This is a genomic window from Actinoplanes nipponensis, assembly GCF_016862275.1.
Lineage (GTDB): Bacteria > Actinomycetota > Actinomycetes > Mycobacteriales > Micromonosporaceae > Actinoplanes > Actinoplanes nipponensis.
Genome location: NZ_BOMQ01000059.1, coordinates 117306 through 141989 on the forward strand (window position 1 = coordinate 117306; position 24684 = coordinate 141989).

25 protein-coding genes are annotated in these 24684 nt (G+C 75.9%); 12 read left to right on the forward strand and 13 right to left on the reverse strand.

Annotation, left to right across the window (positions count from 1 at the left end; translation table 11 throughout):
• Nucleotides 1–42: 42 nt before the first annotated feature.
• From Ani05nite_RS24835 to Ani05nite_RS24845, 3 genes are all read left to right on the forward strand, one after another.
• On the forward strand, nt 43–1125 hold the full coding sequence (locus Ani05nite_RS24835) for an epoxide hydrolase family protein (protein WP_203772071.1): 1083 nt from the start codon (nt 43–45) through the stop codon (nt 1123–1125).
• Between the two features lie 863 nt (nt 1126–1988).
• Complete coding sequence (locus Ani05nite_RS24840) at nt 1989–3170, forward strand: tetratricopeptide repeat protein (protein WP_203771986.1); 1182 nt, start codon at nt 1989–1991, stop codon at nt 3168–3170.
• Entirely contained in the window at nt 3167–4348 is a 1182-nt protein-coding gene (locus Ani05nite_RS24845) for a YibE/F family protein (RefSeq protein ID WP_203771988.1), read from the forward strand. The genes Ani05nite_RS24840 and Ani05nite_RS24845 overlap by 4 nt, the downstream gene beginning before the upstream one ends.
• Nucleotides 4349–4385: 37 nt before the next feature.
• Here Ani05nite_RS24845 and Ani05nite_RS24850 read toward each other — a convergent pair whose 3' ends face one another.
• Nucleotides 4386–4778 carry an SCO5389 family protein gene (locus Ani05nite_RS24850; protein ID WP_203771990.1) on the reverse strand — a complete coding sequence of 131 codons (393 nt, stop codon included), beginning with the start codon at nt 4776–4778 and terminating at the stop codon, nt 4386–4388.
• 191 nt (nt 4779–4969) lie between these two features.
• On the opposite strand from Ani05nite_RS24850, the gene Ani05nite_RS41380 reads away from it, so the two are divergent.
• A complete protein-coding gene (locus Ani05nite_RS41380; RefSeq protein ID WP_239130588.1) occupies nt 4970–6214 on the forward strand; it encodes a tyrosine-protein phosphatase in 1245 nt (414 codons plus the stop codon).
• A gap of 25 nt (nt 6215–6239) precedes the next feature.
• On the opposite strand, the gene Ani05nite_RS24860 is transcribed toward Ani05nite_RS41380, so the two are convergent.
• From Ani05nite_RS24860 to trpB, 3 genes are read right to left on the reverse strand one after another with little or no spacing between them, the layout of a single operon-like run.
• Nucleotides 6240–6977 carry a GntR family transcriptional regulator gene (locus Ani05nite_RS24860; protein ID WP_203772075.1) on the reverse strand — a complete coding sequence of 246 codons (738 nt, stop codon included), beginning with the start codon at nt 6975–6977 and terminating at the stop codon, nt 6240–6242.
• Nucleotides 6937–7740: a tryptophan synthase subunit alpha gene (gene trpA, locus Ani05nite_RS24865; protein WP_203771992.1), complete on the reverse strand. Its 804-nt coding sequence runs from the start codon at nt 7738–7740 to the stop codon at nt 6937–6939. Before trpA ends, Ani05nite_RS24860 begins: the two co-directional genes overlap by 41 nt.
• The gene (trpB, locus tag Ani05nite_RS24870) at nt 7737–8897 is read right to left on the reverse strand and encodes a tryptophan synthase subunit beta (RefSeq protein WP_203772077.1); all 1161 of its coding nucleotides are present in this window, start codon (nt 8895–8897) and stop codon (nt 7737–7739) included. The genes trpA and trpB overlap by 4 nt, the downstream gene beginning before the upstream one ends.
• A 121-nt stretch (nt 8898–9018) precedes the next feature.
• Here trpB and Ani05nite_RS42270 point away from each other — a divergent pair, with 121 nt between their 5' ends.
• Nucleotides 9019–9276, forward strand: a complete 258-nt coding sequence (locus tag Ani05nite_RS42270; protein WP_203771994.1) for a Stf0 family sulfotransferase — start codon at nt 9019–9021, stop codon at nt 9274–9276.
• Here Ani05nite_RS42270 and Ani05nite_RS24880 read toward each other — a convergent pair.
• On the reverse strand, nt 9273–10082 hold the full coding sequence (locus Ani05nite_RS24880) for a response regulator (RefSeq protein ID WP_377881676.1): 810 nt from the start codon (nt 10080–10082) through the stop codon (nt 9273–9275). The genes Ani05nite_RS42270 and Ani05nite_RS24880 overlap by 4 nt on opposite strands.
• Nucleotides 10018–11202 carry a sensor histidine kinase gene (locus Ani05nite_RS24885; RefSeq protein ID WP_239130589.1) on the reverse strand — a complete coding sequence of 395 codons (1185 nt, stop codon included), beginning with the start codon at nt 11200–11202 and terminating at the stop codon, nt 10018–10020. Before Ani05nite_RS24885 ends, Ani05nite_RS24880 begins: the two co-directional genes overlap by 65 nt.
• A gap of 132 nt (nt 11203–11334) precedes the next feature.
• Between Ani05nite_RS24885 and Ani05nite_RS24890 the strand changes: the two genes are divergently transcribed.
• Complete coding sequence (locus Ani05nite_RS24890) at nt 11335–12807, forward strand: alpha/beta fold hydrolase (RefSeq protein ID WP_203771998.1); 1473 nt, start codon at nt 11335–11337, stop codon at nt 12805–12807.
• 115 nt (nt 12808–12922) lie between these two features.
• Entirely contained in the window at nt 12923–13705 is a 783-nt protein-coding gene (locus tag Ani05nite_RS24895) for a PASTA domain-containing protein (protein WP_203772000.1), read from the forward strand.
• On the opposite strand, the gene Ani05nite_RS24900 is transcribed toward Ani05nite_RS24895, so the two are convergent.
• The 3 genes from Ani05nite_RS24900 to Ani05nite_RS24910 are packed head-to-tail and all read right to left on the reverse strand — an operon-like array spanning nt 13695 to nt 16619.
• The gene (locus Ani05nite_RS24900) at nt 13695–14564 is read right to left on the reverse strand and encodes an ABC transporter permease (RefSeq protein WP_203772002.1); all 870 of its coding nucleotides are present in this window, start codon (nt 14562–14564) and stop codon (nt 13695–13697) included. The two genes, Ani05nite_RS24895 and Ani05nite_RS24900, sit on opposite strands and share 11 nt — an antisense overlap.
• Nucleotides 14551–15483: an ABC transporter ATP-binding protein gene (locus Ani05nite_RS24905; protein ID WP_203772003.1), complete on the reverse strand. Its 933-nt coding sequence runs from the start codon at nt 15481–15483 to the stop codon at nt 14551–14553. Before Ani05nite_RS24905 ends, Ani05nite_RS24900 begins: the two co-directional genes overlap by 14 nt.
• Nucleotides 15480–16619, reverse strand: coding sequence for a LolA family protein (locus Ani05nite_RS24910; RefSeq protein WP_203772005.1), 1140 nt, complete (start codon nt 16617–16619; stop codon nt 15480–15482). Before Ani05nite_RS24910 ends, Ani05nite_RS24905 begins: the two co-directional genes overlap by 4 nt.
• 103 nt (nt 16620–16722) lie before the next feature.
• Between Ani05nite_RS24910 and Ani05nite_RS24915 the strand changes: the two genes are divergently transcribed.
• The 3 genes from Ani05nite_RS24915 (at nt 16723) to Ani05nite_RS24925 (ending at nt 19566) form a co-directional block, all read left to right on the forward strand.
• Nucleotides 16723–17391: a response regulator transcription factor gene (locus Ani05nite_RS24915; RefSeq protein ID WP_203772007.1), complete on the forward strand. Its 669-nt coding sequence runs from the start codon at nt 16723–16725 to the stop codon at nt 17389–17391.
• 2 nt (nt 17392–17393) lie between these two features.
• Nucleotides 17394–18749, forward strand: coding sequence for a sensor histidine kinase (locus Ani05nite_RS24920; RefSeq protein ID WP_203772009.1), 1356 nt, complete (start codon nt 17394–17396; stop codon nt 18747–18749).
• A 103-nt stretch (nt 18750–18852) separates the two neighbouring features.
• Nucleotides 18853–19566 carry a YcnI family protein gene (locus tag Ani05nite_RS24925; RefSeq protein WP_203772011.1) on the forward strand — a complete coding sequence of 238 codons (714 nt, stop codon included), beginning with the start codon at nt 18853–18855 and terminating at the stop codon, nt 19564–19566.
• Between the two features lie 57 nt (nt 19567–19623).
• On the opposite strand, the gene Ani05nite_RS24930 is transcribed toward Ani05nite_RS24925, so the two are convergent.
• Nucleotides 19624–20256 (reverse strand): SRPBCC family protein, encoded by a 633-nt coding sequence (locus tag Ani05nite_RS24930; protein ID WP_203772013.1) that lies wholly within the window; start codon nt 20254–20256, stop codon nt 19624–19626.
• Nucleotides 20253–20612 carry an ArsR/SmtB family transcription factor gene (locus Ani05nite_RS24935; RefSeq protein ID WP_203772015.1) on the reverse strand — a complete coding sequence of 120 codons (360 nt, stop codon included), beginning with the start codon at nt 20610–20612 and terminating at the stop codon, nt 20253–20255. Before Ani05nite_RS24935 ends, Ani05nite_RS24930 begins: the two co-directional genes overlap by 4 nt.
• Before the next feature lie 83 nt (nt 20613–20695).
• Between Ani05nite_RS24935 and Ani05nite_RS24940 the strand changes: the two genes are divergently transcribed.
• Complete coding sequence (locus Ani05nite_RS24940; protein ID WP_203772017.1) at nt 20696–21451, forward strand: RlpA-like double-psi beta-barrel domain-containing protein; 756 nt, start codon at nt 20696–20698, stop codon at nt 21449–21451.
• 15 nt (nt 21452–21466) lie between these two features.
• Here Ani05nite_RS24940 and Ani05nite_RS24945 read toward each other — a convergent pair whose 3' ends face one another.
• On the reverse strand, nt 21467–21736 hold the full coding sequence (locus tag Ani05nite_RS24945; RefSeq protein ID WP_203772019.1) for a DUF2277 domain-containing protein: 270 nt from the start codon (nt 21734–21736) through the stop codon (nt 21467–21469).
• A gap of 67 nt (nt 21737–21803) precedes the next feature.
• Between Ani05nite_RS24945 and Ani05nite_RS24950 the strand changes: the two genes are divergently transcribed.
• The gene (locus Ani05nite_RS24950) at nt 21804–23426 is read left to right on the forward strand and encodes a glycosyltransferase family 39 protein (RefSeq protein WP_239130590.1); all 1623 of its coding nucleotides are present in this window, start codon (nt 21804–21806) and stop codon (nt 23424–23426) included.
• Between the two features lie 16 nt (nt 23427–23442).
• Here Ani05nite_RS24950 and Ani05nite_RS24955 read toward each other — a convergent pair whose 3' ends face one another.
• Nucleotides 23443–24603, reverse strand: coding sequence for a branched-chain amino acid ABC transporter substrate-binding protein (locus tag Ani05nite_RS24955; RefSeq protein ID WP_203772021.1), 1161 nt, complete (start codon nt 24601–24603; stop codon nt 23443–23445).
• Between the last annotated feature and the right edge of the window lie 81 nt (nt 24604–24684).

Sequence of the window (24684 nt, forward strand, 5' to 3'; positions counted from 1 at the left end):
CGCCCTAACGTTGGTCCAACTAACGTTAGGGTCATGAACGATATGGTGCCGTACCGGATCCACGTCCCGCAAGCCGACCTCGACGACCTGGCCGACCGCCTCGACCGCACCCGCTGGCCCGACGAGCTGCCCGGCGCCGGCTGGGACTACGGCATCCCGCTGGCCCGCGTCCGCGAGCTGGCCCACCGCTGGCGCCACGGCTACGACTGGCGCCGGCACGAGGCCGAGCTGAACGAGCTCCCGCAGTTCATGACCGAGATCGACGGTCAGGCCGTCCACTTCCTGCACGTCCGTTCGGCCGACCCCGACGCCCCGCCGCTGCTGCTCCTGCACGGCTGGCCCGGCTCGGTGCTCGAGTTCCGCGACCTGATCGGCCCGCTCACCGCCGACTTCCACCTGGTCGTGCCGTCCCTGCCCGGCTTCGGCTTCTCCGGCCCGACCGGGGCGCGCGGCTGGGACCAGCAGCGCATCGCCCGCGCGTTCGCCGAGCTGATGACCCGGCTGGGCTATGCCCGCTTCGGCGCCCACGGCGGCGACTGGGGCTCCGGCATCGCCCGGGCGCTCGGCGCGGAGGTGCCCGGGCGGGTCGCCGGGGTGCACGTCACGTACCTGCCCACGCCCGGCCCGCTGGACGGACTGACCGGACAGGACCGGGAACGCGCCGAGCGGACCGCGGCGTTCGCCGCGAACCGGCCCGGCTACCAGGTGCTGCAGGCGACCCGGCCGCAGACGATCGCGTACGCCCTGACCGACTCGCCGGTCGGCCAGCTCGCCTGGATCGCCGAGAAGTTCGCCGAGTGGACCGACCCGGCCTCGGTCATCGCCGACGACGTCCTGCTCACCGACGTGTCGATCTACTGGTTCACCCGCACCGCCGGCTCGTCGGCCCGGCTCGCCAAGGAGAGCGGGTACGGCGCGCCGTGCCCGGTCCCGATGGGCGTCGCCGTCCTGCCGCACGACATCGTGCAGAGCGTGCGCCCGCTCGCGGAACGCGCCTACGACATCCGGCACTGGACGGAGCTGCCGCGCGGCGGCCACTTCGCGGCGCTCGAGGTGCCGGCCGAGCTGGCCGCCGACATCCGCGCGTTCTTCCGGCCGTCGGTGAGCGGCGGGGTGCCGGGGTGAGTGGGGGCCCGACGTCAGCGGGGGGAGCACCCTCGTCGCCGACTCCCGCCAGGAGATCGCGCTCGCGGTCGCCCGTGGCGAGGCCTGGTCGCGGTCAGTGGCGGGGACCGCGACGAGACGCTCGTCGTGCAGCCCGCCGTGCCGCTCGCCATGGGGTGACCACGTCGCCGCCGTGACCGCCACCGACGACGGCGTGGAGGTGGTCGGCCACCGTCTCGCGGCCGGGCCCGGCGTGACCTGAACCCGTCGCAGGGCTGATCAGGCGGGATCGCCATCGTGGTCGTCCCTTCGCGCCCGCCGTGGGAGTGCCGACGACCGGCCGCACGGCCGCAGGTCTCGGGTTGCCGCGCCGACCGGCAATTCCGCCGGGCCGGGTGCGGCTGGAGGACGGTGCGGCTGGAGCGCGTCGGCTGGAGGGCGGTCCGGGTGTAGGGCGGTCCGGCTGGAGGGCGGTCCGGGTGCAGGGCGGTCCGGGTGGAGAGCGGTCCGGCTGGACGACGGTCCCGCTGCAGGACGGTTCAGTCGGAGGGCGGTCCGGCCGGAAGCGGTCCGGCTGGACGACGGACCCGCCGCAGGGCGGTTCAGTCGGAGGGTGCTCCTGGCTCGCGGACGGGTGACGCCTCGAACAACCCCCGCTCGCGCCGGGCATAATCGCGTCTCATGAGCGCCGCCCGCCCCGACTTACCGCCGGCTGCGGTCGCCGCCCGCCTCGACGCCCCACCGGCTGCGGTCGGCGCCCGCCCCGACGCCGTGACCCGCCGGCCCCGCACCGCCGTCAACCCGGGTAGCCGCGCCGCACGGTCGCGCCACCGCGACCTCCGGCTGCGCCACCGCGAGCCACAGCCGCGCCACCGCGAGCCCCGGTGACCGGCGACGACCCGTACCGCCGCGCCCGGCTGCTGGCCGAGGCCGGCCGGTCCGCGGACGCCGAGGCCCAGCTGCGGTCCGCGCTGGCCGGCGCGCCCGCCGACGCCGACATGCTCACCCTGCTCGGCTTCGTGCTGCGCCGGCAGCAGGACTACCCGGCCGCGCTGGCGGCCTGCGACGCGGCCGTGGCGGCCGACCCGGGGCTCGCCGACGCGCACGCGGAGCGCGCGGAGTCGCTGATCGCGCTGATCCGCGACGGGGACGCGGTCGCCGCCGCCGGGGAGGCGGTCCGGCTGGCCCCGCAGCAGCCCGCCGGGCATCGGGTGCTGGCCCGCGCGCTCGCCGCCGGGCGCCGCTTCCCCGAGGCCCGCGCCGCGGCCCGGCACGGCCTGACGCTGGCCCCGGACGCCGTTGAGGGACTGCTCACGCTGGCCGAGGTGGAGCGGGCCGCGGGCGGCCGGGACGCGGCCGAGGAGGCGGCCCGGGCCGCGCTGGCGGTCGAGCCGGACCACCCGTACGGGCGTTGGCTGCTCGCCATGCTCGACGCGGAGCGGCTGCGCGTCGGCCGGTCCCTGCGCGGGCTGCACGAGGTGGCCCGGGCGAACCCGGCCCGCCCCGACGTGATCTCGATGACCTGGCCGGTGCGGGGCCTGCTGGGGGCGCTGCGCCGGTGGTTCTCCGCCGCGGTGCTGCTCGTCGTGGCGGCCGTGGCGGTGGCCCCGGTGTGGCCGCCGGCCGCGACCGGCGGCCGGATCCTCGCCGGTCTCTTCGCGGTGGTCGTGACCGGCTTCGCGGCCCGGGTGCTGATCCCGGCGGGCCGGCTGCCGTGGCGCTGCCTGCGGCTGGCGCCCGCGCTGCTGCGCCGCGCGACGCGGGCCGCGCTGGGCACGGTGGCGGTCATGGTCGCGCTCCTGCTGGGGTACGCCGGAACGGGCCGGTGGTGGCTGCCGGTGCTCGCCCTGGCCGCGGTACCGGTGCTGTGGGCCCTGGGCCTGGCCGAGTTGCTCGGCGCCCGGCTGGACGACCCGGGTTTCGCCAGCGCCGCGCGGGCCCTGGGCGGGGACGTCCGGGACTGGGCCGGCGAGCTGGGCCGCTGGTGGCGCGAGACGAAGCGCGAGCTGCGGGAGACCTGGAACGACGACCAGCCGCTGCCGCCGCGCCCCGGGCCGACGGGATGAGCCACGACCACGGGCCGCCGCCGGCCGCCTCCCGGCGTACCCGGCGCCTGGTCACCGCGGTGCTGGTGCCGGCCGCCGTGGCCACGCTGGTCGCGTTGATCGTGCTGTGGCCGGGCGACGTGCGCTCCGAGCCGGCCTCCGGCGGCGGGCAGCGGGCCCTGGGCACCGTCACCGCCGTCACCGAGCAGGCCTGCCCGGCCGGCGCCGCGCAACAGCGTTGCGGCGCGGCCACGGTACGGGTCACCGAGGGCCCCGGCGCCGGCGCCGACCAGACCGTCGACCTGCCCCAGGGGCCCGGGACCAGCGCGCTGCACGTGGGCGACGACGTGGTGCTGCTCTACTTCCCGGACGCGGTGCCGGGCGGGCGCGCGTACACGGTGGTGGACCGGCAGCGCTCGACCCCGATGATCTGGCTGGTGCTGGTGGCGGTCGTGGTGATCGTGGCCTTCGGGCGTCTGCGCGGGGTCACGTCGCTGGCCGGCCTGGCCGTGAGCTTCGCCCTGCTGCTGCTGTTCGTGGTGCCGGCCATCCTCGACGGTTCGCCGCCGCTGCTGATCGCGGTGGTGGGCGCGTCGGCCATCATGTTCGCGGCGCTGTACCTGACCCACGGCGTGAACGTGCACACGTCGGTGGCGGTGGCCGGCACGCTGGCCGCGCTGGTGCTCACCGGCGTGCTGGGCGCGGTGTTCACCTCGTTGCTGGGCCTGAGCGGGCTGGGCAGCGACGACAGCGCGACCCTGGCGGTCACCCGGGCCGGGCTGGACCTGCGCGGGCTGCTGCTGGCGGGCATCGTGATCGGCGCCCTGGGGGTGCTGGACGACGTGACGGTCACCCAGGCGGTGACGGTCGCGGAGATGACGCCGGGGGCGACGAGCCGCTGGGCGCTGTACCGGGCGGCGATCCGGGTGGGCCGGGCGCACGTGGGTTCGGCGGTCAACACCATCGTGCTGGCCTACGCGGGCGCGTCGCTGCCGCTGCTGTTGCTGATCGCCGCCTCCCGTGAACCGGTGACCGACCTGCTGACCAGCGAGTACCTGGCCCAGGAGATCCTGCGCAGCGCGGTGGGCACGATCGGGCTGGTCGCCTCGGTGCCGATCACCACGGCGCTGGCCGCGCTGGTGGCGGACCTGCGCCCCGGGACGCCGGAGCGACCGGGCCGGCACGCCCGCCGGGCCTGAGGGCGGCGGGCGCTACCCGCCGCCCGGGCCGCCGGTGTCAGCAGTTGCGCAGCTCCGGGGTCTGGTTGAGCAGCTGGCCGCGCGGGGAGACGAAGGCCCGGTAGCGGTCGCCTCCCACGGCGCCGGGGCGGAAGGCCGCGACCCGGTGGCAGTTCTGGAAGACCAGCTTCGCGCCGAAGTGGCGCTCCAGGCCGCCGCGGATGGCGTCGCTGGCCAGCGCGCGCAGCAGCTCGCCGCGGGCGCGCTCGGACGGCGGCGGGACCTCGTGGTCGGCGAACTCGCCGCCGCCGGCGTCCAGGTCGGCCATGACCTTGCTGACCACCTCCCACGCGTACGGCAGCGACGTGCGGACACACTCGACGAACTGGGCGTCCAGGACCTCGCCGCGCTCGGCGGCGGCCAGCAGGTCCGGGGAGACGGTGAGCGACATGCGGATTCCTTCCACAGGGGCGCCGCCGGCGGGCGCCGGCGGCGAGCTCCATCTTGTTGGAAATGATTTCCATTGTAAAGAAGGCCACGCCGAGGTCACCCGGGCGGAGACCCGGCCGGCTTGACCCCGGGCGGGGCGACCCGGTTGGGTGAGCCAGCGACCCGCCCCACCGCCGAAACGGAGCCCGCCCGGTGATCCTCGACTGGCCCGCCTGCCGCAACGCCCGCGACCTGGGCGGACTGCCCACTCAGGACGGAGGCCGGATCCGCGCCGGCGCGCTGCTGCGCTCCGACCACCACGCCGGGATGTCACCGGCGGAGGTCGCGGCGGTCCGGGCGGCCGGGGTGTCGCGGATCGTGGACCTGCGCCGGCCGCGCGAGCTGGCCGAGCGGCCCAGCCCGTTCGCCGGCGACCCGATCTACGCCCACGTGCCGCTGCTGATGGACGAGATCACCTACGCGGTCCCGGAGGATTCGTACGCGCCCCTGCTCGAGCACAACAAGGAGCACGTGGCGGCGGCGTTCCGGGCGGTCGCCGAGGCCCCGCCGGGTGGCGTGCTCGTGCACTGCCACGGCGGCCGCGACCGCACCGGCACCCTGGTGGCCCTGGCGCTGACCGTCGCCGGCGTGGGCCCGGAGGTGGTCGCCGAGGACTACGCGCTCACCGAGCAGTCGCCGGCCGCGATCATGCTCAACACGCTGGAGCAGGTCGAGCGGGCGTACGGGGGCGTGGAGGCGTACCTGCGCGGCATCGGCGTCGAGCAGCGCCACCTCGACGCGGTCCGCGAGCGCCTGCGCGAACCGGAGTTCCTGACCGCCGCCCGCAACGGCTGGGGCGCCCTGGCCGAGGAGTACGCGGACCGCTTCCGGGGCGACCTGACCGGCCGGATCTGGGACCGGGCGCTGCTGAGCGGCTTCGCCGAGCTGGTGCGCGCCGCCCCGGGCCCGGTCGTCGAGGTCGGGTCCGGCCCCGGCGACACGGCCGCGTACCTGCACGGCCTGGGCCTCGACATCACCGGCATCGACCTGTCGCCGGAGATGGTGGCGGTGGCCCGGCGGGACCATCCGCAGGTGCGCTTCGAGGTCGGCTCGATGACGGCGCTGGCCGTGCCCGACGCGTCGCTGGCCGGGCTGGTCGCCTGGTACTCCGTCATCAACGTGCCGGACGAGCACCTGCCCGCGGTGTTCGCCGAGTTCCACCGGGTGCTGGCCCCGGGCGCGCCGGTGATCCTGGCGTTCCAGAGCGGCGACGAGGTCCGCGTGATCCGGGACATCACCTTCCACCGCCGCCGGCCCGAGGCCGTCACCGCGCTGCTGGCCGAGGCCGGCCTGGAACCGGTGCTGCGGACGGTGCGCGAACCGGCCGAGTACCCGACCCAGGTCGAGGAGGTCCCGCAGGCCTACCTGGTGGCCCGCCGGGCGCCGGCGGACCGGTAGCGGCCGGGGCCGCCCGCGGCTCGCGTCACGACGACGAGGTCCACTGCACCGACAGGCCGGTGGCCGCGCGTTCCGTGCGGACCTCCATCACCGTGCCCAGGATGGTCGCGCGGTCCACCACGATCGGCTGGTCGTCCAGCCCGTAGGTGACCCGGTCGGAGACGAAGACCGGGGTGCCCGCCGCCTGGCGCAGCAGCTCGGCCACGGGCGACGCCAGCACCTCCGGGCGCAGCACCTCCGAGGCGCGGTGCACCACGACGCCGTGCTCGGCGATGGCCGCGTACAGGGAGGTGTCGCTGAGGTCGGTGTCGCGCAGCTCGGCGCCGACGGGGGAGCGCACCCAGGACAGCTGGTGCACGGCGGGCCGGCCGGCCAGCAGCCGCAACCGTTCCAGGCGCAGCGCCCGGCCGCCGCCCAGGTGCGCCGCGACCCAGGCGGGCGGCCGGTGCAGGGCCTGGCCGAGGATCTCCGTGCTGACCGTGCGGCCCTGCGCGCGCAGATCCTCGGCCAGCCCGCGCAGCGAGTCCAGCCGGTAGGTGGCCTTCGGCGACGCGACGAACGTGCCGCGCCCCGGCTGCTGGGACAGCAGGCCGTCGTCCTCGAGCCGGCGCAGCGCCTGCCGCAGCGTCACGAGCGTCACCCCGTACGCGGCGCTCAGCTCCTTCTGCGGCGGCAGCGCCGAGCCCGGCGGCAGCTCGCCGCCGCGGATCTTGGCGGTCAGGTCAGCCGCGATGACCTGATACTTCGGCGTGCGGCGTTCCAGGAGACACCCCCAGGTCGAGTGCGGTGCGCAGGGCCGCGACGTCGGCGCCGAGCGCGCCGGCCGTGGCTCCGTCGAGAACCCTACGCATCAGCGCCGACGCGATCACCACGCCGTCCCCGGCGCGTCCCGCCTCGGCCGCCTGCGCCGGGGTGGAGACCCCGAAGCCGATCAGCACGGGCAGGTCGGTGGCCCGCTTGACCCGGGCGGCGAGGACGGCGGCCGAGCCGGCCAGCGCAGCGCGCTCGCCGGTGGTGCCCATGACGCTGATCGCGTACACGAAACCGCGGCTGCGCGCGCCGATCTCCCGCAGCCGGTCGTCCGGGGTGGAGGGCGCGGCCAGCAGGACCAGGTCGACGCCCGCGGCCGCCGCGGCGGCCTCCAGCCCGGCCGATTCCTCCAGCGGCAGGTCGGGCACGATCAGCCCGCGGACCCCGGCGGCGGCCAGCGCCGGGACGCCGATCCGCAGGACGATGTTCGCGTACGTCATGACGATCACCGGCACCCGCAGCGGCGTGGCGGCGATGTCGGCCAGGATCGACTCCACCGTGGCCCCGCGGGCCAGCGCCCGGTCGGAGGCCTCCTGGATGGTCGGCCCGTCGAGCATCGGGTCGGAGAACGGCAGCCCGACCTCGATCGCGTCCGCCCCGGCCTCCTGGTACGCGCGCAGGAAGCCGGTCCAGTCGGCGGTGATGCCCCCGGTCACGTAGGGCACCAGCAGCGGCCGCCCGTCCGCTCGCAGCGCGGTGCTCAGTGCGGTGCTCATCGCAGACCCTCCATCAGCTGGGACATGTCCTTGTCGCCGCGGCCCGAGAGGGTCAGCAGCACGGTCGAGCCGGCCGGCAGCTCCGCCGTCCCGGCCGCGCGCAGCACCCAGGCCACCGCGTGCGCCGATTCGAGCGCGCAGATGATCCCCTCGCGCTCGGCGAGGCGGCGCACCGCGGCCAGTACCTCGTCGTCGGTGACGGTGACGTAGCGGGCCCGGCCGAGCCCGCTGAGCTGCGCGTGTTCCGGGCCGACGCCCGGGTAGTCGAGGCCGGCGGCGATCGAGTGGGCCTCGGCGACCTGACCGTGGCGGTCCTGCAGCACCAGGGACCGGGAGCCGTGCAGCACCCCGGGCTCGCCGGCGGAGACCGCGGCACCGCCGGCCGCCTCGACGCCGATCAGCCGCGCCCCGGTGTCGGCGAACCCCGCGAACGTCCCGGCGGCGTTGGAGCCGCCGCCCACGCAGGCGACGACCACGTCCGGGACGCCGGTGCTCAGCTCGGCCGCGACCTGCCCCCGCGCCTCGTCGCCGATCACCCGCTGGAACTCCCGGACCATCCACGGGTACGGGTGCGGCCCGGCGACCGACCCGAGGCAGAAGTGGGTGTCCTCGACGGCCGACACCCAGGCGCGCATGGCCTCGTTGGTGGCGTCCTTGAGCGTCCGGCTGCCGCTGGTCACGGGGATCACCTCGGCGCCCAGCAGGTTCATCCGGAAGACGTTGAGGGCCTGCCGCTCGATGTCGCGTGCGCCCATGTAGACGGTGGCGCGCAGCCCGAACAGCGCGGCCGCGGTGGCCGTGGCGACGCCGTGCTGCCCGGCCCCGGTCTCGGCGATGAGCCGGGTCTTGCCCATGCGCCGGGCCAGCAGCGCCTGCCCCAGCACATTGTTGATCTTGTGAGAGCCGGTGTGGGCCAGGTCCTCGCGCTTGAGCAGCAGCGTGATCCCCAGCTCGGCGGAGAGGTTGCGGGCGGCGGTGAGGGCGGTGGGGCGCCCGGCGTAGGTGCGCCGGTGGCCGTCGAGCTCCTGGCGGAACGCCGGGTCGGCCCAGGCGTCCCGGAAGGCCTGTTCGAGGGCGAGGCAGGCGGGGACGAGGGACTCGGGGACGTATCGGCCGCCGAACTCCCCGAAGCGGCCGCCGGCGGCGGGTTCGCGCATGACCACGGTCACGGTGTGCCTCCAAAGTTCTATAACTCTTAGGCGAGTGTGCCACAACGATGCCCAGAGTTCTAGAACTTTAAAACGTTGCCCCGGCGGCCCGGGCGGCTTGGCTGCGGCAATGGCCGTCTCCTGCCTCCTCTGCGCGACGCCGCGCACCGGCAGCTCCCTGCTCCTGGGCCTGCTGGCCTCGACCGGGATCGCCGGCCACCCCGAGGCCTACTTCCGGGCCCAAGGACGAGCAGCAGTGGGCGGACCGGTGGGGCGTCACCGAGCTGCCCGGACACGGCGTACCCGATCCGCCCCCCTGCACCGCCGCCAGGCCGACCGGCTGAACGTCGCCTGGGCCGCCCGCTACCGGACCGGAACCGCCCGCTAGAGCAGCTCGGCATCGTGCACCAGCAGGGCCACCTGGACCCGGTTGTTGAGGCCGAGCTTGGTCAGCAACCGCGACACGTGACCCTTGACCGTGGGCAGGCTCATCGCCAGCGCGGCGCCGATCTCCGCGTTCGACCAGCCGCGGCCCAGCGCCAGCGCCACCTCCCGCTCCCGCTCGGTCAGCGGGTCCAGCCGGGCCCGGGCGCTGTCCCGGCGCGGTCCGGCGGCCGGATCCGCCACGTGGTCGATGAGCTGCCGGATGACCGCCGGGGACAGGGTGGCCGAGCCGCCCGCCACGGTCCGGACCGCCTCGATGATGTCGCGCGGCGGCGTGTCCTTGAGCAGGAAGCCGCTGGCCCCGGCCCGCAGCGCGTCCAGCACGTGCTCGTCGGCGTGGAACGTGGTCAGCACGATCACCTGCGGGGGCGCGGGCCGGGCGCGCAGCCGGCGGGTGGCGGTCAGCCCGTCCACCTCGGGCATCCGGATGTCCATCAGCACCACGTCGGGCCAGTGCGCGTCGGCGAGCGCGGCGGCCTGCGCGCCGTCGCCGGCCTCCGCGACGACCTCGATGTCCGGCGAGCCGCCCAGCAGGATGCGCAGACCGGCGCGGACCAGCGGATCGTCGTCCACGATGGCCAGCCGGATGGGCCGCGCCCGCCCCTCGGCCGCCGTCACGGCCGGCGCCCCGGTGCGCCCGGCGGTCGGCCCGCCACGGCGTCGGCGGGCCGGGTGGCCGGGCGGTTCATGCCGGCCACGGCAGGCTCGCCTCGAGGCGGAAGTCGTCGCCGTGCGGTCCGTACGCGACAGTGCCGCCGGCCAGCGCGGCCCGTTCGCGCACGCCGAGCAGGCCCATCCCGGCGCCCGGCACGCCCGCCCGGCCGGCCGCCCCGGTGCGCGGATTGGTCACCCGGATCCGCAGCCCGGCGCCCGGCGCGCCGTCCACCAGCACGCCCACCGGCGCGCCCGGCGCGTGCTTGCGGGCGTTGGTCAGCCCCTCCTGCACGATCCGGTACGCCGTCCGGCCCAGCACGACCGACGGGCCGCCGGCCGGCACCGCGCAGGTGAAGTCCACCGTCGTGCCCATCGCCCGGGCGCTGTCGACCAGGGCCGGCAGGTCGGCCAGGCCGGGCTGCGGCGGCTCCGGGCGGCCCACCGCGCCGTCGCGCAGCACGCCGATCACGCCGCGCAGCTCCTCCAGGGCCTGGTGGGCGCTGGCCCGGATCGCCCCGGCGGCGATCGCCACCTCCTCCGGCCGCGCGTCCGTGCGCACCTCCAGCGCCCCGGCGTGCAGGCTGACCAGCGACATCCGGTGCGCCAGCACGTCGTGCATCTCCCGCGCGATGCGCGCCCGTTCGGTCAGCCGCGCCTGGTCGACCCGCAGGTGCTGCTCGGCCTCCAGCCGGGCGGCGTGCTCGCGCAGCGTCTCGGTGAGCCGCCGGTACGCCCGCACGAACATCCCCCACCCCAGGGCCCCGCTGGTGGTGACCGCGCGCACCGCCAGGTCCACCCACAGCGGGAACGCCGGGTTGTCGTGCCACCAGAAGTACACCGGCACGACGGCGACGTACCCGGCGCCCAGCCAGAGCGCGACCGGGCCCGGCCGATGGATCGCCACCGTGAACAGCGCGACCAGCGCCGCCCCGGTCGCCGTCACCGACACGGTGGTCACCGGCAGCAGGGCCACGGTCAGCCCGGCCGGCCACCGGCGGCGTACCGGCAGCGCCGCGCAGCCCAGCACCCCCAGCGCGAGGTCGGCTGCCCAGGGCAGCGGCGCGCCGGCCTGCGTGGCGTCCCCGATCGGCAGCACCAGCAGGCCGTAGCCCAGGGCGACGGTCACCGCGACGGCGTCGGCCAGCCGGTCCCGGGCGGCCGACCGGCGGCTGCCCTCCGGGTCGGGCACCAGCAACGTGAACACCAGGCCGGACATGGCCCGAGCCTACGGTCCGGGGCCGCGCCGGGGCACTGTCCGAAGTCGTCCGCGCCCCCTACCGAAGCAGGGGTGCGCCCCGCATCCGAGGGCCGATGCGCGGGGGCGGGCGGCCGGTCCACGCTGGCGGCCATGGTGGGATTTCGCCGATGGGCGGGCGCGGCGGCCGGCTGGGGGATCGTGGCGGGGTGGTGGATGCCGCGCGGCCCGCTGACGAGCACGCAGGCTTTGTGCTCGGTAGCCCTGAGCGCGGCGGTGGGCGCCCTGGCCGGGTGGCTGAGCCGGTCACGATGGTCGATGGCGGCCGCGCCCGCGGTGTTCGTGGCCGCGGTCGAGGTGCTGCGGCTGCGGGTCGACGGGCCGTCGGTGGATGCCCCGCACGCGAGCGCCTTCGGGCTCATCGCGCTGGTGACCGGCCGTGGCCTGCACGGGCTGCTCTCGGTGCTGCCGATGGCGCTGGCCGCGGCGTACGGCGCCGGCTTCGCGCGGCGCCGCCGGGACGGCCTGAACGGCGTCCGGGGGAGCGGGCGGGGCCGCGACGGTGGGCGGCGCGGCTGGCGGTATGCGCGTCGCGCGGCGACGGGGGTGCTCACCGCGGCCCTGCTCGCGCTCACGGTGGCGGTGGCGGTGCCGGCGCGGACGCCGCCGGCGGGGCCGCGGGGCATCGCGGAGCTGACCCGGATCGCGGCGAACGGGCACCGGCTCGGCGTGCTGATCCGCGGCGCCGACCGGACCGCGCCGGTGCTGCTCTTCGTGCCCGGTACGCCCGGCGGCTCGGAGCTGGGGGCCGCCCGCCGGTACCTCGGCCAGCTGGAACGGCGGTTCGTGGTGGTGACCCTCGACCGGCGCGGCGGCGGCTCGTCGTACCCGGCGCTCGATCCGGCCGCGACGATGACGCTGGACAACGCGGTCGCCGACGTCGTGGCGGTCACCGAGGCGCTGCGCCGCCGCTTCCACCAGGAGAAGATCTACCTGCTCGGCCACTCCGGCGGCTCCCTGCTGGGCGTGCTGGCCGTGCAGCGCCGGCCCGAGCTGTACCGGGCCTACATCGGCGCCGGGCAGGCGGTGGACCTGCGGGCCGGCGACCGGCTCTGCTACGCCGACGTCCTGGCCTGGGCCCGGGCCACCGGCCGGTCCGGCCTGGTCCGCCGGCTCACCGCGCTCGGTCCGCCGCCGTACCGGGACGTGTACGCCTACGAGCCGATCATGCTCCACGAGAACGAGGTCTACGACTACGACCACACCGCCGACCCCGGGGGCGCGCACGACCCGTTCGGCAGCTTCGGCGCCCCCGAGTCCACCCTGCTGCAGAAGGCGCACACCCTCACCGCTGTGCTGGACACGTGGGACGCGCTGTATCCCCGGATGCAGGACGTGGATCTACGCCGCGACGTCCCGCGGCTGGACGTGCCCGTCTACTTCGTCCAGGGCGCCCACGAGATGCGCTGCCTGGCCGCGCTGTTCACCCCCTGGTACGACCAGCTGCGCGCACCGGTCAAGGAGCTGACCGTGGCCCCCGCGGGCGGACACCGGGCGATCTTCGAGCAGCCGCGGATCCTGGCCGAGGTGCTGGACCGGGCGCTCACCCGGGCGGCGAGGGGGTGACGAGCCACGCCGCGGGTCCGGCGGTGGATGTGCCACACCGCCGCCGGCGCGGAACGCGGCCCGCACGGGCCGGCGTCCAAGCGCAGACTGCCCCGTGCGATCCCGGAGGTCCGCCATGTCCGTGCGCCGCGCCCGCCCGTCGTTCGTCCCGTTCGGCGTCACCCTGCTGCTGACTCCCGTGCTCCTGCTCGTGGCCTGCGCCCGCCGCGTCCCGCGGCCGCGGTCCGGCCCGGTGGACGCCGGGGACGGCCCGGCCGGGACCGCGGTCCCGGACCTGATCGGCCGGAACGTCGCGCTGGTCGATCAGCTGGCCGGCGCGGCCGGTCTGGTGGCCGTCCTGAGCTACCGGCCGCGGGCCCGGCAGGCGCCCGGGACCGTGGTGGCGGTCCACCCCCGGCCCGGCGCGGTCGTCGGGCGCGGCAGCACGGTCCAGGTGTCGGTGGCCGGGCGGCCGGGCGCCGACCTCGGGGCCAGGATCGCCGCCGACCGGCGCCGCTTCGTCGGGCTCGGCGCCGACCCGGACGGCACCCTGGTCGTCGCCGTGGCCGCCGGGGTCGACCCGGCCGTGGCCGTCTCCGCGATCCGCCCGGCGCTGGCCGGGCGCAGGCACCGGGTCGTCACCGGCCGGACGACCTTCGCCGAGCTGGAACGGGTCCGGGCCGGGGTGAGCGCCGAGCTGCTGGGCGCCTGCGGCTTCACCGTGCGGGTCGATCCGGTGGCCGGCGAGGTGCGGGTCGACGGCGAGGTCCCGGCCGCGGTCGCCGCCGCGCTGAGCGACCGGTACGGCCGCGCGGTCGTGGTGGCCCGCGAGGAGGCGGACGCGACCGGCGGCGAGCCCCGGCCGGCCCCGAGCGGGCGGATACCGGCCCGCACCCGGCGCGCCCGCGTCAGCTCGTGACGTCGCGCCCGGCGAACCTGGCCCACGCCGCCGTCGCGAACACCAGGACGTAGGCGCCGGCGGACAGCAGCCCGGGCGTCAGCGCGCCGAAGGACACCGGGTCGCGCAGCAGCTCGCCGAAGTCCTGCCAGTGCCGGGTCAGCAGGTACGGGTGCAGCCAGTCGAGCTGTGGGATCTGCTGGAGCACGAAGCTCGCCACCGTCAGCATGGTCAGCGCGATCGTGGCGCCCATCGGCTGTTCGGTCAGCGTGGACAGGAACAGCCCGACCGCGCCCAGCGCCGACAGGCAGACGCCGAGGTACAGGCACACGCCGAGCAGCCGCAGCAGCGCCTCGCCGAAGCCCACCTGACTGCCCGAGAGCAGCGTGACGTCCCCGCCGCCGAACAGGATCAGCCCGATCACCAGCCCGGAGACCGCGACCACCAGCGGGGCCAGGAACGCGCCGGCGACGATGCCGGCGTACTTGACGGCCAGCAGGCGGGTACGGCCCACCGGCACCGTCAGCAGGTAGCGCAGCGTGCCCTGGTTCGCCTCGCCGGCCACCGCGTCGCCGGCCAGCATCGCGATCGCGATCGGCAGGAACAGGCCCAGCTCGACGCCGAGCGCGGCCAGCGCCACGAAGAAGCCGTTGCCGGTGATCTGGGCGAAGAAGTCCGGGCCGCCGCCGGGGCGGTCCGAGGTGTCCGGCGCGGCCACCTTCATCGCCACGGCCAGCACGACCGGCACGGCGGCCAGCGCGGCCAGACCCACCTGGTTGCGCCGGCGGACGGCGATCAGGCGCAGCTCCGAGCGCAGGAACCGGGTGGAGACCCGGCGTACCGGGGCCGCGGGTACACCGGCCACCTCAACCGCTGACATCGAAGCCTCTTCCGGTCAGGGAGACGAACACGTCCTCGAGGCTGGGGGCCACGACCGCGAAGCCGCGTACCGCGACACCGTCGTGCACCAGCGCGGCCACCACCTTCTCCGGCGCGACCGCACCGAGCTGCCCGGTGGTCTCCGCCGCCGTCTCGGCGACCTCGGTCAGGCCCAGGGTGCGCAGCACCCGGGCGGCCTGCGCCGGCTGGTCGGTCAGCACCCGGACCCGCGGCGCCGCGTCCGAGCGCAGGCCGGCCAGCGGCTGCTGGGCGACCAGCTTGCCGCGGTGCATGACGCCGACGTGGGTGCAGACCTGCTCCACCTCGGCCAGCAGGTGGGTGCTGAGCAGCACCGTCGCGCCCTCCGCGGCGAGCGTGCCGACCAGCGTGCGCACCTCGCGGGTGCCCTGCGGGTCCAGCCCGTTGGTCGGCTCGTCCAGGATGAGCAGCTCGCGGGGCATGAGCAGGGCCGCCGCGATGGCCAGCCGCTGCTTCATGCCGAGCGAGTAGGTGCGGTACCGCTTGCCGGCCGCCGCGCCCAGCCCCACCCGGTCCAGGGCGGCGGCGATCCGGGCGTCGGAGGTCCGGGCGCCGGCGGTACGGTCGGCCGCGTCGATCCGCCGCAGGTTGTCGCGCCCCGACAGGTACGGGTGGAAGCCCGGGCCCTCGACCAGCGCGCCGACGCGGGGGAGCACGTCGGCGGCGTGCTCGGGCAGCGCCGCCCCGAGCAGCTCGTGCTGCCCGGCGGTGGCGCCGATCAGCCCGAGCAGCATCCGGATCGTGGTGGTCTTGCCCGAGCCGTTCGGCCCGAGGAAGCCGTAGACCGACCCGCGCGGGACAGCCAGGTCGACGGTGTCCACCGCGACCTGGCTGCCGAACCGCTTGGTCAGCCCGTGAGTGGCGACCGCGAGGTCACTCACTTGCCGGCTGCCTCATAGAGCTTCTCCGGGGCCACCGCGCCGACCAGGACCCGGCCGTCGTCGGTGATCAGCGCGCTGAACAGGGCGCTGGTCAGCAGGTGGCCGCTGCCCCAGGCGCCGCTGGTCTTGGGCAGGCTCCCGACGATCGCGTCGAGCTGCCCGGCGGCCTCGCCGGCCGGGCCGGTCTTGGCGTCGTCACCGGCGGGCAGCTTGGCCACCAGCACCGACGTCCAGCCCTGGCCGACGACCTTGGTGCCCTCGGTGGCCTGCTGCTGGGCCTTGCGCGCCTCCGGGGTGATCGCCTTCTCGCGCTCCTTGGCGATGTCGCCGGCGCTGGGCTCGGTCACCTTGGTGCCCGGCGGCGGGTTGAAGGTGAACTGCTCGGCGTCCGGCACCGTGAAGCTGATCTGCTGGAACGCCACCCGGACGGCCGGGTCGTTGGCGCCCTTGGCGTACACGTCCACGCCCAGCGGGACGTGCTGCTCGGCGTCGATGGCCAGGCGCACCTGGCCGACCAGCGAGGCGGTGTCGCGCGGCGAGAGCACCAGCTCGTACGCGTCGCGCCCGGCGACCTTGGCCGCGCCGGTCGTGGTGACCGCCGTGGTCGGGTCGATCGCGGCGAGCGCGGCGTCGGCGGCCTCCTGCGGCGTCGACGGCAGACCCGACGGCAACGCCGACGGCGTGCGGTCGGCGCCGTTCTTGTCGGCCGGCAGCTTGACGTGCGTGGCCGAGCTGTCGGTGCTGCGCCACAGCCACACGTCGGAGCCGTTGCGGATCACGTCGGTCTCGCCCAGCGTGCCCATCAGCGCCACGCGGGCCTTGTCCTCACCGGCGTACCAGACCCGCGCGGTGTTGCTGCCCGCGACGAGCTTCATGAGCTCGGCGCCGCCGGCGCCGCTCGTGACGCCGGGCAGGGCCGGCAGCCCCAGGTCGGCCGTCTGCACGACCGTGCCGGAGAACCCGTCCACCTTGGCGTTCTGCACGTCGACCAGCAGCTGGGCCGCGCTGCGCTCGGGCAGCGACGGGTCCGCGCTGGCGACGATCGTGCCCGCTGCCGCGCCGCCGCCGATGACGACGACCGCCGCCGCCGCCGGAACCAACCAGCGCAGCGCGGGCCTTGACCTGAACACACTCACGATGAGCACCTCCCGTTGTCTGCGACCATCCTGCGCCGCACCGGCTGTGACGCCGCTGAGAACATCCCCTAGGGGTTCGCCCACCCATGCCTAAGGTAGTGGAGTGCGGTTGCTGGTGGTGGAGGATGAGGCGCGGCTGGCGGCCGCCCTGCAACGGGGCCTGCAGGCCGAGGGGTTCGCCGTGGACGTGACCGGCGACGGTCAGGACGGGCTGGAGCTGGCCCGCCACGGCGACTACGACGCGATGATCCTCGACGTCATGCTGCCGCGGCTGTCCGGCTACCGGGTGGTGCGCCAGCTGCGGGCCGAGCAGAAGTGGCTGCCGGTGCTGATGCTCTCGGCCAAGGACGGCGAGTACGACCAGGCCGACGGGCTGGACTGCGGCGCCGACGACTATCTGACCAAGCCCTTCTCGTACGTGGTGCTGCTGGCCCGGTTGCGCGCGCTGCTGCGCCGGGGCAGCCCGGAGCGCCCGGCGGTGCTGCGCCACGGCGACCTGGAGCTGGACCCGGCGCAGCGCAAGGTCAGCGTGGCCGGCGCCGAGGTGATGCTGACCGCCCGCGAGTTCGCGCTGCTTGAGTACCTGCTGCGCCGCCCGGGCGAGGTGGTCTCCAAGACCGAGCTGCTCGACCACGTCTGGGACGCGGCCCTGGACACCGCGGCCAACGCCGTCGAGGTCTACGTCGGCTACCTGCGTCGCAAGATCGGCCGGGAGCGGCTGGAGACGGTCCGCGGCGCCGGCTACCGGCTGGCCGCCACCGGCGGGTCCTGAGCATGAGCTGGTTGCGCCGGCTGAGCCTGCGCGCGCGGTTGCTGCTGGTGTCGGTCGTGGTGCTCTTCGTCGGGCTGGCCGGCGGTGGTGTGGTGCTGGTGGCGACGATGAACTTCGCGCTGCTGCGGACCGCGAACAACGAGGCGCTGCTGATCGCCGACGAGATCGCCAAGCTGGTCGACGCGGGCACGCTGAGCGATCCGCTGCCGGCCGCGCCGACCGTACGGGTCCAGGTGGTCGATGCCCGCGACCGGGTCCGCGCGGTCTCCGCCGGCGCCGACCGGCTCGTGCCGATCCTCTACCCCGACGAGCTGGCCGCCCTCGGCGACCGGCAGGGCCAGTTCATCCCCGGCGACCGGATCGGCTTCGAGGGGCGGGTCCGGGTGGTCGGCGTGGCCGCCGGGCCGGCCGCCGACCCGGTCCGGGTGCTGGTCGCCCGCCCCACCGCCGACCTCACCCAGGGCCTGCACCTGCTGCGCACCACGCTGCTGATCACGTTCCCGCCGCTGGTGGCGCTGCTCGCCCTGGTGGCCTGGCGGGTGGTGGGCGCGACCCTGCGCCCGGTCGAGGCGTTGCGGGCCGGGGCCGAGGAGATCACCGGCGGCGCCCGGTCCGACCGGCTGCCGGTGCCGGACTCGCACGACGAGATCCACCGGCTCGCGGTGACGCTGAACGGCATGCTGCACCGCCTGGACACGGCCCGGGGCCGCCAGCGGGCCTTCGTCGCGGACGCCGCGCACGAGCTGCGCAGCCCGCTGACCAACATGCGCACCGAGCTGGAGGTGGCCCAGCGGCTGCCGGACACCACGGACTGGCCGGCCCTGGCCGACGACCTGCTCACCGACGTGGAACGGCTCAGCCGGCTGGTCGACGACCTGCTGCTGCTGGCCCGGGCCGACGACGGCAGCACCCGCGCGGTGAGCCGGGTCGAGCCGATCGAGCTGGGCCAGCTGCTCGACGAGGTGGCGGCCCGCTACCCGGCGGTGGAGTACGAGCGGCCGGCGGTGGCGCTGCGGACCGAGGGCGACCGCGACGCGATCGGCCGGGTGGTCGCGAACCTGCTGGACAACGCGGTGCGGCATGCCACGTCGTCGGTGCGGCTCTCGGTGGTGGCCGACGGCGCGTACCGGATGATCTCGGTCTGCGACGACGGGCCGGGCATCCCGGCGGCGGACCGGGAGCGGGTGTTCGACCGCTTCACCCGGCTCGACGACGCCCGGGCCCGCGACGCGGGCGGCTCGGGGCTGGGCCTGGCCATCGTGCGGGAGCTGGTCCGCCGGCACCGCGGCACGGTGGCCCTGCGCGGCACCTCGCCGCCCCCGGGCCTGCGGGTGGACGTGCGGCTGCCGGGGGTGTGAGGACACCGCCCGGCCCGGCGATCTTGGCGGGAACTTTCCCGGGACGGCCGCCGACCAATGACCGTGCCCGGCGCCCCGGCCGGGTTTCGACGGAAGGTCTGCGATGTCCCTGTTGAAGCGTTCGGCCGCGGTGGCCGGGCTGGCCGCCGCGTGCACCCTCGCCCTCGCGGCGCCGGCGGCCGCGCACGTCACGGTGAACCCGAACACCGCGGTGCAGGGCGGGTACGCCAAGGTCACGTTCCGCGTGCCGAACGAGAGCGACACCGCGAGCACCACCAAGGTGGAGGTCAACCTGCCGGCCGACGCGCCGTTCGCCTCGGTGTCGCTCAAGCCGGTGGCCGGCTGGACCATGGCGCCGGTGAAGTCCAAGCTGGCCAAGCCGATCGAGGCGCACGGCGCCCAGCTCACCGAGGCGGTCTCGAAGATCACCTGGACCGCCAGCGGCGACGCGGCGATCAAGCCGGGCCAGTTCCAGGAGTTCGACGTCTCGCTGGGCCCGCTGCCGCAGGTGCCGCAGGTGGTGTTCAAGGCGCTGCAGACGTACTCCGACGGCACGGTGGTGCGGTGGATCGACGAGCCCGCCGCCGACGGCACCGAGCCGGAGAAGCCCGCGCCCGTCCTCAAGCTCACCCCGGCCGGCGCGACCGACGCCCCGGTCGCCGCCGCCGGGCCGGGTGTCACGGCGACCGCCGAGGACGACGAGGGGGACGGCGCGGGCGCCTGGCTCGGCGGCGTGGGCATCGCCCTGGGGCTGGCCGCGCTGGTCGTCGGGCTGCTCGCGTACCGCCGGCCGGGCCGGGGGACCGCGGAGAGCTGACCGGCGTGCCGGTCCCCGCCGCGACCGGTGCTCCGGGCGCGGCGGGGTGAACGGCCGTCAGCCCCCGGTGTAGAAGGCGTACGTGCGGTCGGCCCGGGCCCGGGCGACGGCCGGGTCGGCGCCGTCGGCGATCGCCGCCTCCGCCCAGCTGTCGCTGCTCAGCCGGTAGAACAGCTTGCCGTCCTCGGAGGCCGCCCAGGCCGCCACGGCCTCGGGGTCGGCCCGGAAGGCCGGGTCGGTCAGGTGCATGGCCAGGCCGAGCAGGCCGCCGTCCCAGCCGACCCCGGTCGCCCCGGGGCCGTACTGGTCCCAGAACTCGTCGGCGACGTGGGCGACGTGCTCGAGCTCGAACCGGGCCCGGCCGTCGCCCTCGGCGCTGAGCCGCACCTCGATCCAGCTCACCTGGCCGCCGAACTCCCACGTGGCGGCGAAGCCGTGCGGCTTGTCGCAGCGGGAGACGGTGCCGCCGGCGTTGCCCTCGAACTGGTACGTGCCGCCCTCGCGCAGGTCGCCGGAGACCGGCAGGAACCAGCGGGGGATCCGCTCGGGGCTGGTCACCGCGTCCCACAGGTCGTCGAGGTCGGTGTCGTAGACCTGGCTGATGGTCAGGACCCGTGCCTCGCCGGCCGCCAGCGTGCGGCCGCCGATCTGCCGCCGTACGGCGCTGATCTGCTCTTTGGCGTCCCTCATCCGGTGCTCCCATCGTCGTCGCGGGCGGCCAGCCGCCGCTGTCTCCTGCCCCGGGCCACCTCGGTGCCCAGCGCGTCCAGGTGCGGCGTCCAGAACCGGCGGAACCGGCTCAGCCAGGCGTCGGCCTCGCGCAGCGCGGTGTCGTCCACCGCGTAGAGCCGGCGGGCGCCGTCCGGGCGCACGGTGGCGAACCCGTTGTCGCGCAGCACCTTGAGATGCTGCGACACGGCCGGCTGGGAGATGCCGAACTCGGCCCTGATGACCTCGGTGACCGCGCCGGAGGCCTGCTCGCCGTCGGCCAGCAGCTCCAGGATGCGGCGCCGGACCGGGTCGCCGAGGACGTCGAACGCGTGCACGGCGCCATTGTTGCAGTCACCACTTATATAAGGCAACTCTTAATTAACGGTCCCGGCCGGCGGGACGCTGCCATGCTGAGCGGGTGCGGGTCTGCGCGGTGCTGCTGGCGGTGGGCCTGCTGACCGGATCCGGGCTGGCCGGCTGCGGGGGCGGGACCAGGCCGGCGCCGCCCGCCGTGCTGCCCCGCCCGTCGTTCGGAACGTGGGCCCCGCCCGGCGCCGCGTCCTCGCGCCCGGCCCCGAGCGCCACGTTCCCGAGCGCCGCGGCCCCGAGCGGCCCGGCCCGGGCCACGACCGCCGCCGTCAGCGGCGGCTGGGAGATCACCGTCTACTACACGGCGGTGGAGACCCTGCACGACGGCGAGCCCGAGACCGTCACCGGCTGCCGCGGGCTCGACTGCGCGCACGGCGACGCGGACCTGGGGGAGTACCCGGCCGACTTCGTCGCGGCGGTCCGGGACGAGGGGACCGGGCGCACGGCCGCCGGCACGTACCTCAACTGGTCGTACGACGTCGGCTACTGGCTGGACACCGCGGCCCGGGACACGGCCGGCGGCCCGCTGCGCGCGTTCGTCTCGGCCGCCGCCGACCCCGGCGTGCTGCCGCGCGGCACGGCCTTCCGGATCGCCGGCTGCGGACGCCTCGACGACGGCGCCACGCCGCCCGCCGAGGTCTGCGCCGCCCTGCGCCGCGGGCGCTGGACCGTGACCGACGAGTTCACCCCCGGCCTCGGCGGCAGCCGGCACGTCGACGTGTACATCGGCGAGGAGACCGAGGCGGACTTCACCGCCTCGCCCTGGTACCTCACCCTCACCGGGGCGTCGCTGCGGCGCTCGTGAGCCGGGCCGGCCGGCTCAGGAGGCGTACCGCTTGGCCGCCCGTTCGCGCGCCTTGGCCGCCTCGACCTCGCGGTCCTTCGGCGGCGCGGCGGTGACCAGCTCGGCCAGCAGCTCGCGGGTCGCCGCCGCGACGGCCGCGACGGCCCGGTCGAAGGCGGCCTGGTTACGCTGCGACGGGTTGGTCGTCCCGGCGACCTTGCGCACGTACTGCAGGGCGGCCGCCTCGACCTCGTCGGGCGTGGCCGGTGGCTCGAAGTTGTGCAGCTGGCGAATGTTTCGGCACATGCCGTACCAGCGTAGTCGCCGGCGGCGGCGATGGGCGGCGCCCGCCGGGCCCGGATAGGTTCTCGGGGTGAGCGTGGACCTCGACGAGCCGACGACCGCCGCCCCGGCCCGACCCCGGTCCCGCCGGCGCTGGCTGGTCGCGCTGCTGGTCGCGGTGCTGCTCGGCCAGATGGCGGCGGCGATGGTGGTCACCGCGGTGCAGCAGACCCCGACCATCGACGAGCCGGTGTACGTCGGCGCCGCCGTCACCTACGTGCAGCAGCACAGCCTGCGCTACAACCCGGAGCACCCCCCGCTCGGCAAGCTGATCATGGCGGCCGGGCTGGTTTTCGCCCACCCGCGGCTGGACCCGGCGTTCCGGGGCAACCAGACGGCGCTGGGCCGGCACGTGCTCTACGAGGCCGGCAACGACCCGGACGACCTGCTGCTGGCCGCCCGGCTGCCGATGATCGTCCTGACGGTGCTGTTCGGGCTGGTCGTGTTCCTGTTCGCCCGCGACCTGGCCGGCCCGCGCGGCGGCCTGCTGGCGCTGGCCCTGTACGCGTTCTCGCCGGACCTGATCGCGCACGGCTCGCTGGCCACCCTGGACGTGCCGGCGGCCGGCTTCCTGCTGACCGCCACCTGGCTGCTCTGGCGGGCCCGGGGCCGGCTGCTGCCGTACCTGCCGCTGGCCGGGGTGGCGCTGGGCGCGGCGCTGGCCACCCGGATGAGCGTGCTGCCGGCGGTGCCGGTGCTGATGCTGTTCGCTTTTCTGGCCGGCCGGCGGCTGCGCGGGGTGCTGGCCGCGGCCGGGCTGGGCGTGATCGCGGTCGCCGTGGTGTGGGTGGTCTACCTCGCCGTCGACCCCACGCTGCGGTTCCTGGAGCCGACCGGGATGCCGGTGATCGAGGGGCTGCGCGGGCTGGCCGTGGACCTGATGCCGTTCCCGGAGCCGTACCGCGACGGGATGCGCATCCAGTTCGCCTTCGAGGACCGCACCTACACCGGGTACCTCTTCGGCCGGACCTACCGCGGCGAGCTCTGGTACTACCTGCCCGCGGCCATGCTGGTGAAGACGCCGCTGGGCATGCTGGCCCTGTGGCTGGGCGGCGCGCTGGCCCTGTTGGCCGTGCCCCGGCTGCGGATCGCGGCGCTGTACGTCCTCGTCCCGCCGGCCGTGCTGTTCGTCGTGGCGATGACCGGCGCCCGCGACTTCGGCAGCCGGTACGCGGTGTTCATGCCGATGTTCCTGGCCGTGGCGGCGGCGGCCGTGCTCGCGCTGCGGTGGCGCTGGGCGCACGTCACGGCCGCGGTGCTGGCGCTGTTCGTGGCGGTCAGCTCGCTGCGCACGTTCCCGTACTACCTGCCGTACTCCAACGAGGCGTTCGGCGGTCCGGACCGGACCCACCTGCGGCTGCACGACTCGAACGTCGACTGGGGCCAGGACCTCGGCCGGCTCGCCGACCGGCTGCGCGAGCGCTACCCCGGCGAGCGGGTCTGGCTGGTCTACAAGGGCGCCGGCGTGCCGGCCGCGTACGGCATCACCGCCGCGAACCCGCTCCAGGTGCCCGCCGCGGACGTGCACGGCCTGCTGGTGGTCTCCGACAGCGCGGCGGCCAAGGCCGGCGCCCGGCTGAAGGCGCTGCTCCGCAGCAGCGGCGAGCCGGTGGACGAGGTGGGCCACTCGATCACCATCTACCGCCGGCCCTGACGGCGCCGCGGTCGGGTCAGCCGGCCCCCGGCTGCAACCGGAACCGACCGTTCTCCGCGCGCAGCAGCAGGAACTTCGGGGTGGTGCGGGTGCCGTCGGCCCGGAAGCTCAGCGGCCCGGACATCGCCGGCAGGTCGGTGGTGGCGATGGCGGCGCGGACGGCCGCGTGGTCCACGCTGCCGGCCCGCGCGACGGCGTCGAGCGCGACGTTCACCGCGTCGTACGCCTCGACGGTCGACGGCCCGGGGGCCGCGCCGAACGCCGCCCGGTAGCGCCGCGACCAGTCGGCCAGGCCGGGCAGGAACTCGGGGAAGATCAGCGCGGTGCCGTACACCTCGCGCGACTGCGCCGCGGTGAGGTTCTCCAGCAGCGGGCCGTCGGTGGCGCCGTCACCCACGACGATCCGGCCGGTGAAGCCCTGGTCGCGCAGGTCCTTGATGAGCTGGTTGGCCTCGGCGTAGTAGCCGGTGTAGTAGACGGTGTCGGCCCGGCCGGCCAGCACCGAGGCGGCGATCCGCGCGTAGTCCGGCGCGCCCTGGCTCAGCGCGAACTCGCCGGTCAGCGCCGGGGCGCCGGCACGCCGGGCCGCGGCGACGGTCGACTGGGCCAGGGTGATCGGGAAGCTGGTGCCGTCGTGCACCACGGCCAGCCGGCGCCCGCCGAGCCGTCTCATCCAGCCGACCGCGAAGTCGGCCTCGGCGGTGACCGTGCCGCAGATCAGGAAGACGCTGTCGTACCGGGGCGCGAGCAGGTCGGTGGAGTTGGACTGCGCCACGATCATCGGCACGCCGGCCGACCGGAAGATCTTGAGCGTGGGCACGGTGGCGCTGCTGCAGTAGCCGCCGACCGAGGCCACGATGTCCTGGCCGACCAGCGTGCGGGCGGCCGTCACCGCGGTGCCCGGGTCGCAGGCGTCGTCCTCGACGATCAGCTCGACCTGCCGGCCCAGCACGCCACCGGCCGCGTTGGCCTCGCTGACCGCCAGCCGGGCGCCGTTCACCATGGCCTCGCCGGAGGGGGAGCTGCGCCCGGTCAGCGGCACCAGGGTGCCCAGGCGGATCGTCGCCGGCGACGCCGAGGGCGCGGCCGCGGAGGTGTCCGCGGCCGGGCCGCAGCCGGCCACGGCGACGGACACGACGACCACGGCCACAGCAGAGAGCAGCGGTCCGCTGCGCATGCGATCACACCCCGTCCTTCGGCTCATGGGTCTCATCGGTCCCGGCCGGGGACACCTGAGCCTGTTCGCCTTCACCGCGGC

What these genes read in the sequence shown, in the direction of transcription:
- Ani05nite_RS24895 (WP_203772000.1), top strand. Translation starts at nt 12,923, where the DNA reads ATGTCCGTGCGCCGCGCCCGCCCGTCGTTCGTCCCGTTCGGCGTCACC.
- Ani05nite_RS24835 (WP_203772071.1), top strand. Translation starts at nt 43, where the DNA reads ATGGTGCCGTACCGGATCCACGTCCCGCAAGCCGACCTCGACGACCTG.
- Ani05nite_RS24920 (WP_203772009.1), top strand. Translation starts at nt 17,394, where the DNA reads ATGAGCTGGTTGCGCCGGCTGAGCCTGCGCGCGCGGTTGCTGCTGGTG.
- trpA (WP_203771992.1), bottom strand. Translation starts at nt 7,740, where the DNA reads ATGAGCACCGCACTGAGCACCGCGCTGCGAGCGGACGGGCGGCCGCTG.
- Ani05nite_RS24850 (WP_203771990.1), bottom strand. Translation starts at nt 4,778, where the DNA reads ATGTCGCTCACCGTCTCCCCGGACCTGCTGGCCGCCGCCGAGCGCGGC.
- Ani05nite_RS24955 (WP_203772021.1), bottom strand. Translation starts at nt 24,603, where the DNA reads ATGCGCAGCGGACCGCTGCTCTCTGCTGTGGCCGTGGTCGTCGTGTCC.
- Ani05nite_RS24890 (WP_203771998.1), top strand. Translation starts at nt 11,335, where the DNA reads ATGGTGGGATTTCGCCGATGGGCGGGCGCGGCGGCCGGCTGGGGGATC.
- Ani05nite_RS42270 (WP_203771994.1), top strand. Translation starts at nt 9,019, where the DNA reads ATGGCCGTCTCCTGCCTCCTCTGCGCGACGCCGCGCACCGGCAGCTCC.
- Ani05nite_RS24930 (WP_203772013.1), bottom strand. Translation starts at nt 20,256, where the DNA reads ATGAGGGACGCCAAAGAGCAGATCAGCGCCGTACGGCGGCAGATCGGC.
- Ani05nite_RS24925 (WP_203772011.1), top strand. Translation starts at nt 18,853, where the DNA reads ATGTCCCTGTTGAAGCGTTCGGCCGCGGTGGCCGGGCTGGCCGCCGCG.
- Ani05nite_RS24845 (WP_203771988.1), top strand. Translation starts at nt 3,167, where the DNA reads ATGAGCCACGACCACGGGCCGCCGCCGGCCGCCTCCCGGCGTACCCGG.
- Ani05nite_RS24885 (WP_239130589.1), bottom strand. Translation starts at nt 11,202, where the DNA reads ATGTCCGGCCTGGTGTTCACGTTGCTGGTGCCCGACCCGGAGGGCAGC.
- trpB (WP_203772077.1), bottom strand. Translation starts at nt 8,897, where the DNA reads ATGCGCGAACCCGCCGCCGGCGGCCGCTTCGGGGAGTTCGGCGGCCGA.
- Ani05nite_RS24900 (WP_203772002.1), bottom strand. Translation starts at nt 14,564, where the DNA reads ATGTCAGCGGTTGAGGTGGCCGGTGTACCCGCGGCCCCGGTACGCCGG.
- Ani05nite_RS24945 (WP_203772019.1), bottom strand. Translation starts at nt 21,736, where the DNA reads ATGTGCCGAAACATTCGCCAGCTGCACAACTTCGAGCCACCGGCCACG.